This is a genomic window from Marinobacter vinifirmus, from assembly GCF_002258215.1.
GTDB lineage: Bacteria > Pseudomonadota > Gammaproteobacteria > Pseudomonadales > Oleiphilaceae > Marinobacter > Marinobacter vinifirmus.
Window position 1 is genome coordinate 1 of the sequence record NZ_NEFY01000036.1, and the last position, 12,592, is coordinate 12,592.

The 12,592-nt window shown below is 56.0% G+C and carries 8 protein-coding genes, 4 tRNA genes and 2 rRNA genes; all 14 read right to left on the bottom strand.

The annotated features are described in order from the left end of the window. Entirely contained in the window at positions 1-1,197 is a 1,197-nt protein-coding gene (tuf, locus tag B9Q17_RS17355) for an elongation factor Tu (RefSeq protein ID WP_058341454.1), read from the bottom strand. Positions 1,198-1,248: 51 nt separating this feature from the next. Then, positions 1,249-1,324, bottom strand: a tRNA-Thr gene (locus B9Q17_RS17360). Positions 1,325-1,337: 13 nt separating this feature from the next. Beyond that, positions 1,338-1,412, bottom strand: a tRNA-Gly gene (locus B9Q17_RS17365). Positions 1,413-1,422: 10 nt separating this feature from the next. After that, positions 1,423-1,506: transfer RNA gene (locus tag B9Q17_RS17370), tRNA-Tyr, on the bottom strand. Between the two features lie 40 nt (positions 1,507-1,546). Next, positions 1,547-1,622 (bottom strand) — tRNA-Thr (locus B9Q17_RS17375). 31 nt (positions 1,623-1,653) lie between these two features. Further along, positions 1,654-2,298: a hypothetical protein gene (locus B9Q17_RS17380; RefSeq protein WP_094626134.1), complete on the bottom strand. Its 645-nt coding sequence runs from the start codon at positions 2,296-2,298 to the stop codon at positions 1,654-1,656. After that, entirely contained in the window at positions 2,295-3,029 is a 735-nt protein-coding gene (locus B9Q17_RS17385; protein WP_094626135.1) for a type III pantothenate kinase, read from the bottom strand. Before B9Q17_RS17385 ends, B9Q17_RS17380 begins: the two co-directional genes overlap by 4 nt. Then, positions 3,026-3,991 (bottom strand): biotin--[acetyl-CoA-carboxylase] ligase, encoded by a 966-nt coding sequence (locus B9Q17_RS17390; RefSeq protein ID WP_094626136.1) that lies wholly within the window; start codon positions 3,989-3,991, stop codon positions 3,026-3,028. The genes B9Q17_RS17385 and B9Q17_RS17390 overlap by 4 nt, the downstream gene beginning before the upstream one ends. Before the next feature lie 107 nt (positions 3,992-4,098). Continuing rightward, positions 4,099-6,402 (bottom strand): DUF6160 family protein, encoded by a 2,304-nt coding sequence (locus tag B9Q17_RS17395; protein WP_244177424.1) that lies wholly within the window; start codon positions 6,400-6,402, stop codon positions 4,099-4,101. 12 nt (positions 6,403-6,414) lie between these two features. After that, positions 6,415-6,969, bottom strand: coding sequence for a DUF6160 family protein (locus B9Q17_RS17400; RefSeq protein WP_341864864.1), 555 nt, complete (start codon positions 6,967-6,969; stop codon positions 6,415-6,417). After that, positions 6,966-7,976, bottom strand: a complete 1,011-nt coding sequence (locus tag B9Q17_RS17405; RefSeq protein ID WP_094626140.1) for a hypothetical protein — start codon at positions 7,974-7,976, stop codon at positions 6,966-6,968. The genes B9Q17_RS17400 and B9Q17_RS17405 overlap by 4 nt, the downstream gene beginning before the upstream one ends. A 65-nt stretch (positions 7,977-8,041) precedes the next feature. Next, positions 8,042-9,247, bottom strand: a complete 1,206-nt coding sequence (locus B9Q17_RS17410; protein ID WP_094626137.1) for a hypothetical protein — start codon at positions 9,245-9,247, stop codon at positions 8,042-8,044. Positions 9,248-9,460: 213 nt separating this feature from the next. After that, positions 9,461-9,574 (bottom strand): 5S ribosomal RNA (rrf, locus tag B9Q17_RS17415). A gap of 106 nt (positions 9,575-9,680) precedes the next feature. Then, a 23S ribosomal RNA gene (locus B9Q17_RS17420) occupies positions 9,681-12,572 on the bottom strand. Positions 12,573-12,592 lie beyond the last annotated feature (20 nt).

The window sequence follows — 12,592 nt, forward strand, 5'->3', positions numbered from 1 at the left end:
TTACTCGATGATCTTGGATACCACGCCGGCACCAACGGTACGGCCGCCTTCACGAATCGCGAAGCGCAGACCATCTTCCATGGCGATCGGAGCGATCAGGGTAACAGTCATTTTCACGTTGTCACCCGGCATTACCATTTCTACGCCTTCCGGCAGTTCGCAAGAACCGGTCACGTCAGTGGTCCGGAAGTAGAACTGCGGACGGTAGCCCTTGAAGAACGGAGTATGACGACCACCTTCTTCTTTGGACAGTACGTACACTTCACACTCGAACACAGTGTGCGGCTTGATGGAGCCCGGTACACACAGAACCTGACCACGCTCAACGTCGTCACGCTTGGTACCACGCAGCAGAACACCTACGTTCTCACCGGCACGACCTTCGTCCAGCAGCTTGCGGAACATCTCAACACCAGTACAGGTGGTCTTGGTGGTGTCGCGGATACCCACGATTTCCACTTCGTCACCTACCTTGATGATGCCACGCTCAACACGGCCAGTTACTACGGTACCACGACCGGAGATGGAGAATACGTCCTCGATCGGCATCAGGAACGGCTGATCGATGGCACGCTCCGGCTCAGGGATGTAGTCATCCAGGGCTTCTACCAGCTTCTTAACAGCGGTAGTACCCATCTCGTTGTCGTCTTTACCTTCCAGAGCCATCAGGGCAGAACCGGTGATGATCGGAGTGTCGTCACCCGGGAAATCGTACTGGCTCAGCAGGTCACGAACTTCCATTTCTACCAGCTCAAGCAGCTCTTCATCGTCTACCATGTCCGCTTTGTTCAGGAACACAACGATGAACGGTACACCCACCTGACGGGACAGCAGGATGTGCTCACGAGTCTGCGGCATGGGGCCGTCAGCTGCGGAGCAAACCAGGATAGCGCCGTCCATCTGGGCAGCACCCGTGATCATGTTCTTAACATAATCAGCGTGGCCCGGGCAGTCTACGTGAGCGTAGTGACGGGTCGGAGAATCGTACTCAACGTGGGAGGTCGCGATGGTGATACCACGCGCACGCTCTTCCGGTGCGTTATCGATCTGATCGAAAGCACGGCTCTCGCCAGTGCCCCATACTTCGTGACATACACGAGTCAGGGCGGCTGTCAGAGTGGTCTTACCATGGTCAACGTGACCAATGGTGCCCACGTTTACGTGCGGCTTGTTACGCTCAAATTTTGCTTTAGACATTCGACCAATCCCCCTAATCAACCAGGATCGTAACGTTGACCGGAAAAAAAGTGGAGCTCATGACCGGAATTGAACCGGTGACCTCATCCTTACCAAGGATGTGCTCTACCGACTGAGCTACATGAGCATTAAAACCAAATTGGAGCGGGCAGCGGGAATCGAACCCGCGTCATCAGCTTGGAAGGCTGAGGTAATAGCCACTATACGATGCCCGCGAGCAATTAGTGGTGGAGGGGGCTGGATTCGAACCAGCGAAGCTTTCGCGTCAGATTTACAGTCTGATCCCTTTGGCCACTCGGGAACCCCTCCCGTACAAATTCGCTGTCGCGAATCTGCTAAAACCTTAAAGTGGAGCTGGCGGACGGAATCGAACCCCCGACCTGCTGATTACAAGTCAGCTGCTCTACCAACTGAGCTACGCCAGCTCACATTCGCCTCGTCAGCGAGGGCGGTATACTACGGATTTTTTTTCGGCGTTGCAACACCTTTGCAGGTACCACTTTCAACAAACTCGAAGGTTTTGCCGATTTCCGCTTCAACCGCTTGAACCGTCTCGGTTTCCCGGTCAGATTCAACATCAAAAACGAGGGCGTATCCTATACGATTACGGGGGAACTTGGCCAGTACTACATTAAGATTATCCCGTTTTTTTTCTGCCAGTACCGTTTCAGCAGCTTCCCGGGACTCAAAAAGCCCCAGGGATATGGCATTCCGGTACTCTCCGGACGCCACCACATAGGATTCTATGCCCCGGGCCGACAAGGCCCGGAACTGATCCATAGCAGCTTGTTCCGGCTGAGGGGGTATCAAGACCCAGTTCAGTGGAGCAAGTTCCACCTCCTGTTCTTCGACGACGTAGTCCAGCCCCGCGGCCTCTCCCGCCGCCCTCGCTTCGGCGTCGCTGTCAAACCACCCCGCACGCACGCACAGGGTTTCCACGCCCGGCCCCGGCACAGGTACAACGGGCTCTGATGTTTTCAGGCTGGTCACTCGGGGCAAGGCTCCTCCGGACGAAGGATCAGCTGCCCCGATACCCTGCCACTGCGGCAACCACCACACCAACAGGTTGACGGCCAGGAGAAAGAACGCAATCCTCTTCATTCGCCCTTCCCACCCTGTGCTACGGCCTGAAGGCCCTCAAACACCAGGCCCGGACGAACCTCGGCCTGCAAGCCGAGATCAACAAATCTTTGAGCATCGCCGCCAGTAAGCAAGACGCGGCGTAAATTGTGGACCCTGGCGTCAGCATTAATACGCTCGATAACCCCGAGGGTCAGCCACGCCAACCCATGGTTGGCACACTCCCCGGTTGAGCGACCGGGCAGGGTATTGACCTGGTCGTCGTGTTCGAACCCGATACGTGCGGCATCCAGCTTCAGGCTTCGGCGCATCATTCTCAGCCCTGGCAGTATATAGCCCCCGATGTGGGCACCGCTTTCGGCCACGTAATCCACGGTAACCGCACTCCCCGCGTCAACAACTGCAAACCCGCCGGGATAACGCGACCAGGCGCCCACCATTCCGTGCCAGCGATCGGCGCCCATTTTCCGGACATCCTGATAGGAGTTCACCAGCCCCTGACGGGATGATTCAGACCAATAAAAGGTTACCGGCGCACGGGTAACGCGGGACAGGGCTTGCTCCAGCTCCCGGCAATTCTGCTCGGATGCGACAGAAGATACGGCAACCCGGGTAATGTCATGAGCGAAGTGCGCCAGGCCTGCAAAAGGCGCCTTCTCGTCCAGCATCGCGGCACCCTCAGCCTTCACCTGACCACCCTGAACCACACGCCACTTTATCCGGGTATTACCAGAATCGACCAACAACATCATGGCTGCACCCGAAGGCTGATATCGCCCGCTCGAACCGGCACCACCCCAGCGTCGGTTTTCAACAGATAGTTACCGCCGTCATCGATACCGGCGCCGGTTCCGGCAACCTCGCCACCACGGCTGACAAGCTCCTGTCCGCAGAATATGTCCCTTTCCTGCCAAGCACTCCTGAACGCTGCAAAGCCCTGTCGCTCGAACGTATCAACGGTACCCAGGATCTCCCTGATAACATTTGCCGCCAGGGCATTCCTTGCCCAGGCTATGTCCGGCCAGCGCTCAGCCAGGCTGATCCATGGCTGATCAACCTCTTCCGCCCGGGTCATATGCACATTGATACCAATACCTGCGATTACCTGGACGACGCCTTCCTGCAATTCACCCTGGATTTCCACCAGGATACCGGCAAACTTCCGGCCATCGGCAAACAGGTCGTTCGGCCACTTCAGGCCAACACCTTCGGCACCCATAGCCTCCAAAGCCCGGGCCACCGCTACGCCCAAGACCAGGCTCAAACCTTCCAGCGCGGCGAACCCACCCTGCAGGGTCAGCCCCATGCTCAGATACAGATTCTGCCCTTTCGGGCTTGCCCAGTTACGCCCCCGGCGACCGCGCCCTGCAGTCTGGCAATCGGCAATGACCACCGGTATAGCCCCTCCGGCGCCGGATAAACGCTGCGCCACCTCGGCATTGGTGGAACCCACTTCCGGTAATACCTCCAGGTTGATACCGGACAACAGCTCGCCGGGCAAACCCGCCAACACCTGCCCACGATCCAGCAGGTCTAACGGTGTAACCAGCTGATAACCCTGCCCCCGGATAGTTTTTATCTCTACGCCTTCATCCATGATTTTCCGGAGCTGCTTCCAGACAGCCGTGCGGGATACCCCCAGGGTTTTCGCCAGGGACTCTCCGGAATGAACGGCGCGATCGCTCAGCAGTGACAACAAGGTGTTGGATTTCATGAAACCGGTTCCAGGGGTCAAAGAATCAGCCCCGGATTAAACAACAGGACGGCCGAAAAAACAAAAGGACAGCGCCCGGGCTGCCCTTTTCTCATGCCGGATGGTCATCAGGGGATAGGCGTTGCGGTCAGGTTTGCCCGAATATCCACGTTCTGCAACACGGCACCGTATACCGCGGTCTGCGCGCCGCCCACCGGGTGGATCATATCGATATTGTTGATGGACAGCTCCTTGAAGCTGCTTTGTGCCTGCACGGCAAACCCGAGAGGGTGCTCAACCCGCTTTACACCGTCAACCGTTCGAATGACCCGGGTTGGATACACATCAACTGCAAGATCGGTTCGGATACCGTAGGTATTGTCGTCCTGGCCATCGCCATCGAAATCACCGCCGTCGCTTGTGTGAATATCATTCAGCAGTATCGCAGTGCCAGACCCGTTTACCGGCCGGCCCTGCCCGTCCACGCTGCGATTGGTTTCCCACAACAAGGCATTTTTCTTCTCGTCACTTGCAGCCGGTGCCAGTACCTTTGCCATCGCGATTGAAACGCCCTCGTCGCCCCGGGTCTCCCAGGTGCCACCTAAAGCCCCACAGGCCGCCGCGGAACTTCCACTGCCACCCACACAGACATCACCGGCGCCGCCGGGTCGTATCAGCGCACTGCTGTCTTTCTCATAACTTTGCATCCGGAGGCGACCGAAGCTTGCGCCATCATCGCTGGTTCCAACCCGAACATTGCCCACATCCATAGTGCCCCAGGCTTCTTCGGTGGCCATGGCGAGCCCCTCTTCGGTAACATCCACGGTCATGTTACGGACGTGGCCGTCATAGGTCATTTCGGTCAGCCACAGGCCTTTTTGGGGGACCTCGCCAGCACCCTCATCATAGGGAGCTGCAACCACCGCAGCTTTTCCGTTGCGGACATGGATATCGGAATTGATCGTCAGCCCCTCGCCAGACGCACCCCCGGCACCCAGGGTGATGTGGCCATCCATATCGAATTCATAGGCGGGATAGAAGCCCAGGGCCAGCAGCAGTTCGGTACCCCCTTGCAGAGGAGCATTTTCATCCCCCACCCTCAGGCCGTTTATACGGTACCCGGCACTCAGGTCTTCAAACCCGATCCTTAAACCATCATAGAAGCGGGTACCGTTGCGAATTTCATTGCGGGTAACATTTACCGTCAAATCGCCCTGCCCCCATGACTGCAACCCGCTCACGATCACCCGATTGCCGTTGTCGGTGTAGCTTAAGTCTGCATTCGACAGGCTCCATTCGGCAGCCAGGCGCAAACCCTGGGCGCCAGCGTCCTGGTGGCCGCCACCTTGCAGATAAACCGCGTTGGTATAGTTTCGACCATTGAAGGCCCGGTCTTCGAAGGCGAAGGCGAGGTTAACCGAGCCAAAGCTCTGGCCACTGGGTCCCACTTCAACCGAACCAACAGCCAGCTCCCCTTCCAGGCCACCCAGAGTGAGCCCCAAGGCTGGCCGGCCCTGATTGTCATTGGTGACATCAATCCGCAAGTCGTAGATCCGGTACTCGCCGGTTATGTCCCTTAATGCCAGGGCGTTGCCATCGTCCAGGTATAAGAAATTGGCGCTGTGGATGGTTGTTTCATTATCGATTCTCAGGCCCTGGCCCTCACGGCCGCCTGCCTTGATTCCCGTGCGGGACGAGATCCGGTAATCGCCCTCCAGGCCCCCATAACTGGCCAGGGGCGCCCCGCTTGCATCTGTTGCGCGACCATAGATGAGCGGATCGTCACTGAAACGGATCGCGCCGACTTTCCAGTTACCGGTTACATTCTCCGAGATCAGTTCGAGAGTGTCGCCAACCTGCTCCAGGGTGATTCCCAGGGCTTCCACATTCATGGTGATGTCGTCGAGAAACACCGAGTTGCCGTTGGTTCGATACCCCAGCCGGCCGCCGGTCATGGTGTAGGCAGAATCGAAGGTGTAGCCACTGCCGCCAACACCGCCGCCCTCCCGGATACTCAGGGTGCCTTGCAGCGAATGATCAAAGAAGATCCCGCCCATACTGACGCTGGGGGCCCCTGCCAGGCGAATATCGGAAAACTCGACCCGACGGTCTTCTACCAGGTAATCCAGGTTTAGCGAGGCATCGGCACCAATATCGATACGTGTCCGGTGAAAAGCGCCCTGTCCGGGGTTTTCGGACGAGCCTACCTTCAAGCCTTCAAGGTGCGCGCCTCTGCCGTCATCGTAGTAGGACACCCGGTCTGCCGACAGCTGCAGATCCATCTCCAGCGTAATGCCGCTCTGGCCCTGAATCCGGGACAGTTCGCCGTCATCCAGGCTTTGCATATCCGCCCAGGCAACACCGCCGGGCACCCCGGTAGCAGCCAGCATCAGGGCAGCGCAGGCCTTCGGTAAACCAATCACCTTGGTCATAATCTTCTCCCCCTATGGATTCCCTTCCGGGAACACCAGCAGATTCCCCTGCATCAGCACATCGCCCTGCATTTCCACGTCGAAGATATCCGTTTGCATGAACCCGGGATCCGTCGGTCTGGGTGTGTTACTGGCGGCAATCTTGAACTGCACATCGTTGAACCGCACAGTATCCGGCAGGCCCAGTTCAATGACGTCGCGGTTAAACAGCTCGCCGTCACCACCAAAACCGGAATCGATTGAGCGCACCCGCAACGTAAGCCCCTCGAAGGCGAACATGCCGCGAATCTCGTCCAGCACCATCCAGCCACCACCTTCTTTCAACTGGTAGGCAAGGCGTGCACCGCACTTCTTGTCCTGCTCGTTGCAGCGGCCAAAATAATCGTTCTGGATCGGGCCACCCAGTTCGTTGATGCTGATATCGCCAGACAAGTAAATGCCACCACGGCCGGAAACTTCTGCCATACCCGCATCGTCCAGAGGGGCCATCTCCGCAATGGCGAATGGGCTGCACATCAGCGCGGCCACTATTGCTGCTGCCTTGCTCAGAAGTTGGTGTCTGCTCATTGCGCCAGATCCTTTGTCTGAATTTGCAGGTGCTGGATCAGCATGCCTTCAACCCGTGCCGATCCGAAATTCTTTTCGCCGACACTGAAATCGCCGATGTGAACGTTACTGCGGAATTCCGGGTTGGAGTAATAGTCGTTATAGAAATCCCAGGTGGCGGCATCGCTGCCCGCCCGCTGACCATTGGCCGCAATCTGGCCAGTGCCCGGGGCATCGATGGTATCGATCTCAAGCAGGAAATTACCGCTACCGTCGACATCGAAGTAGATAGGTTGCAGCCTGTTACCAAGGGCCAGTTGCAGCACAAAGTCCGACATCACAATGTTGGAGCCACAATTAGTGCCGTCCTGGCTACAGGCATTGATGGTGAGTTCCGGCGAGTAAAAGTTAAGACGGAATTCACCGGCCATCTGGCGCCGTTCGTCATCACCCCAGAGCCGGAGATAACTGCCATCAATTACCGCACTGCGGGCGTGCAGGTTCAGGTTGGCAGAGCGGTCATCGCCAACGGCCACGTTCATTTGCATACCGATATCCGCCCGCTCGCCCTGCCAGTCTTGCGTAGCCGGGCGGCTGGAACAGGTACCGCTTCCAGCAGCAGCGGAACCACCAAGGCAATCGTAACCCTGCGCAGCGTCTACCATGGCAGGGGCGGCGAATTCGAGAACCGCCTTGTTAGTGATTCCGATGTCGTTACCGTCGACCACGTCAATCCGCCACGGATTCAGCAAGCGCCCCAGATTCACCGGAGTCAGGTTCGTTCCGTAGTCACTACCAGAGCCGGCGATATAAAGGTGGTTAACGGTGATATCGACCTCACGGCCGTCCGTGCTTTGGATACCCGCAATGCGGAAAATCCGGGCCTGTTCGCCGTTGACGTCCGGCGCATCCGTGCCGTGGGAGAAGATGAAGTCTTCCAATACCAGGCCAATCCCAGCACCGTCGATTTCAGAGAGTTCGCCATCGTTGAGCTTTTCGAGTTCTGCTGTGGCCGTAGCAGGCAACATCGAAAGGCCGAGCATAAGGAATGACAAGACGGCATTGGAGAAAGTGGACCTCCTGGAAAAAGGCATCAGAACAACCCTCGCCCGCGATCTATGTATTCAGTGCGATAACGGGGAATTCCCTCGAGCGCATCATGGAGACTGAACTCAACCGCGCCGTTGGGGATGTTCATAAAACCCCCAGGTGTGGTTTGAATAAAGTCTCCTACCTGCGGATCAGTTTTTGATACATCTTCCAGCCACTCGACGGCCTGGGTTTGAAAGGCTAAAAACAGGCCTTTCTGAGGCCCGGATAAAACTCTTTCCTCGCCATTTTCGGTAATGGTACCTACCGGAAGGCTTTTGAAGTTGGTCAGAGGGAAGCAGGAGTTGATACCCAGAACCTGACAATCCTGGGCCACAAAACTGACGTCACCAGAGCCACAGACGAGACCAAGAGGACCACAGTCCGCATCAACTTCTACCTGGGAACTGCCCCCCAACAACCCAGCAGCTTTAATAAGAAAAATTGTTCCGCCACCAACATCCTCTACCGTGAACCGTTCCCCGTTCGGCACACCTGCATGAGTCGCCCGAATGGGATCAGGCTCACCAATGTTCGGACCTTCACCATGCACCAGCACGGCTTTACTTTTAATAGCATTGCTACCAAGCAGGAGTGGCGCCAATCCTACCAAGACCCCATCAATCAAATCCCCGTTGGATTCGGCAATCTCCAGATCCTGGCCGGTAGCCTTGATATCAATGTTGACATCGCCAGTCAGATTGCGGATGTCGCCTGACAGAATGCCCATGGAATCGCCAAACCCGAGCCGGACGCCAACGACTTCATCCGTGGTTTCGTCGAAGGCGAATTCAAAAAACGGGTTACTGATGTGGAAAGGAACGATGTCGCCTTCGGCGTAGGCGGTGCCATCAGGCTTCACCTGTCTGGTCGCTTCAGGGTTTGCATTAAAGAATTGTTGGTTGTTGATATAACCCAGGCCAAAGTTTTCGATGAGCACATCCGACGTACCGGATTTCTCGCCATCTCGCTCGTAGCGGCCGATTTCAAGGACATCAACATTGGTCTGGATTTCGATATCCATACCAAGATTCACCCGCGTGTAGGCGGTATTTTTTGATGGATCGGGATGGTAATTCCGATCGACAGAAAGAAAGGCCTGACCGGTAACCTCAGACATTTCCGCATCGGAAATAGGATCCAGGCCTGCAATTGCGGCGGAGGGCAAAATCAGGGCGCTGGCTAGTACTGTGTGCAGCTTTTTACTCATAGTCTCACCCGGCTACCTTGATCACATGGGCAGCGAAAAGAAAAAGGGGACTGATGAGTGTCTCTGTTGCTGGCTCTTTTTGTGGTTCTGGCTGGCCAGTCTTTGATGAATATTAACTTTTTCGGGTGCGGCGGGTTGTGCGGCTGATCATATTTCGGACAGACAAATAAAAAACCCCCGGCAGCAACGCTGTCGGGGGTTTTGGTATTAAGAGCCTGACGATGACCTACTCTCACATGGGCGAACCACACTACCATCGGCGCTGGTCTGTTTCACGTCTGAGTTCGGGATGGGATCAGGTGGTTCCAGACCGCTATGGTCGTCAGGCAAAACGGATGATCACTGGGAAGGACGAGATAAAACGTGATGGTGATTTCTTTGAGCGTGGCCTTTGCCTTGCTCTTGCGTTATCCGCAATTGTCTTGGGTGTTATATAGTCAAGCCGCACGAGCAATTAGTACTGGTTAGCTCAACGCCTCGCAGCGCTTACACACCCAGCCTATCAACGTCCTGGTCTTGAACGGCTCTTCAGGAGGCTCAAGGCCTCAGGGAGATCTCATCTTGGAAGGGGCTTCCCGCTTAGATGCTTTCAGCGGTTATCCTGTCCGAACATAGCTACCGGGCAATGCCACTGGCGTGACAACCCGAACACCAGAGGTTCGTCCACTCCGGTCCTCTCGTACTAGGAGCAGCTTTCCTCAAATCTCCAACGTCCACGGCAGATAGGGACCGAACTGTCTCACGACGTTCTAAACCCAGCTCGCGTACCACTTTAAATGGCGAACAGCCATACCCTTGGGACCGGCTTCAGCCCCAGGATGTGATGAGCCGACATCGAGGTGCCAAACACCGCCGTCGATGTGAACTCTTGGGCGGTATCAGCCTGTTATCCCCGGAGTACCTTTTATCCGTTGAGCGATGGCCCTTCCATACAGAACCACCGGATCACTATGACCTACTTTCGTACCTGCTCGACGTGTCTGTCTCGCAGTCAAGCGGGCTTGTGCCATTACACTAACCGCACGATGTCCGACCGTGCTTAGCCCACCTTTGTGCTCCTCCGTTACGCTTTGGGAGGAGACCGCCCCAGTCAAACTACCCACCACACAGTGTCCTCAACCCCGATAAGGGGCCAGAGTTAGAACCTCAAACATGCCAGGCTGGTATTTCAAGGTTGGCTCCACTCGAACTGGCGTCCGAGTTTCAAAGCCTCCCAGCTATCCTACACAAGCATGCTCAAAGTTCACTGTGAAGCTATAGTAAAGGTTCACGGGGTCTTTCCGTCTAGCCGCGGATACACCGCATCTTCACGGCGATTTCAATTTCACTGAGTCTCGGGTAGAGACAGCGCCCCCATCGTTACGCCATTCGTGCAGGTCGGAACTTACCCGACAAGGAATTTCGCTACCTTAGGACCGTTATAGTTACGGCCGCCGTTTACCGGGGCTTCGATCAAGAGCTTCGCACAAGTGCTAACCCCATCAATTAACCTTCCGGCACCGGGCAGGCGTCACACCGTATACGTCCACTTTCGTGTTTGCACAGTGCTGTGTTTTTAATAAACAGTCGCAGGGGCCTGGTATCTTCGACCGGCTTCCGCTCCACCCGCGGGGGTTTCACGTACACACCGGCGTGCCTTCTCCCGAAGTTACGGCACCATTTTGCCTAGTTCCTTTACCCGAGTTCTCTCAAGCGCCTTGGTATTCTCTACCTGACCACCTGTGTCGGTTTGGGGTACGGTCTCGAATAGCCTGAAGCTTAGAAGATTTTCCTGGAAGCAGGGCATCAATGACTTCGCGCCCTTGGGCACTCGTCGTCACGTCTCAGGATTGTGGACCCGGATTTGCCTAAGTCCACTCCCTACTCGCTTAAACCGGGACAACCGTCGCCCGGCTCACCTAGCCTTCTCCGTCTCTCCATCGCAGCTATCCAAGGTACGGGAATATTAACCCGTTTCCCATCGACTACACCTTTCGGTCTCGCCTTAGGGGCCGACTCACCCTGCGCCGATTAGCGTTGCGCAGGAACCCTTGGTCTTCCGGCGTGCGGGTTTTTCACCCGCATTGTCGTTACTCATGTCAGCATTCGCACTTCTGATACCTCCAGCAAGCTTCTCAACTCACCTTCGCAGGCTTACAGAACGCTCCCCTACCCCGCATACAATGTATGCAGCCGCAGCTTCGGTGACCAGTTTGAGCCCCGTTACATCTTCCGCGCAGGCCGACTCGACTAGTGAGCTATTACGCTTTCTTTAAAGGATGGCTGCTTCTAAGCCAACCTCCTAGCTGTCTGAGCCTTCCCACATCGTTTCCCACTTAACTGGTACTTTGGGACCTTAGCTGGCGGTCTGGGTTGTTTCCCTCTTCACGACGGACGTTAGCACCCGCCGTGTGTCTCCCGGATAGTACTCACAGGTATTCGGAGTTTGCATCGGGTTGGTAAGTCGAGATGACCCCCTAGCCGAAACAGTGCTCTACCCCCTGTGGTATTCGTCCGAGGCGCTACCTAAATAGCTTTCGGGGAGAACCAGCTATCTCCGGGCTTGATTAGCCTTTCACTCCGATCCACAAGTCATCCCCTGGCTTTTCAACGACAGTGGGTTCGGTCCTCCAGTGCCTGTTACGGCACCTTCAACCTGCTCATGGATAGATCGCCCGGTTTCGGGTCTATGTCCAGCGACTGATTCGCCCTATTCAGACTCGGTTTCCCTACGGCTCCCCTAAACGGTTAACCTCGCCACTGAACATAAGTCGCTGACCCATTATACAAAAGGTACGCCGTCACAGAACAAGTCTGCTCCGACTGCTTGTACGCATACGGTTTCAGGGTCTATTTCACTCCCCTCACAGGGGTTCTTTTCGCCTTTCCCTCACGGTACTGGTTCACTATCGGTCAGTCAGGAGTATTTAGCCTTGGAGGATGGTCCCCCCATGTTCAGTCAACGTTTCTCGTGCGCCGACCTACTCGATTTCACTGGACTCAGGTTTCGGATACGGGGCTATCACCCACTATGGCGGCTCTTTCCAGGGCCTTCTCCTACCAGTTGTCCAGCTTAAGGGCTGGTCCCCGTTCGCTCGCCGCTACTTAGGGAATCTCGGTTGATTTCTTTTCCTCGGGGTACTTAGATGTTTCAGTTCCCCCGGTTCGCCTCTTACACCTATGGATTCAGTGTAAGATACCTAACCGAAGTTAGGTGGGTTTCCCCATTCAGAGATGTCCGGATCACAGCTCGTTTGCCAGCTCCCCGAACCTTATCGCAGGCTTCCACGTCTTTCATCGCCTCTGACTGCCAAGGCATCCACCGTATGCGCTTAGTTGCTTGACTATATAACCCCAAGACAACTG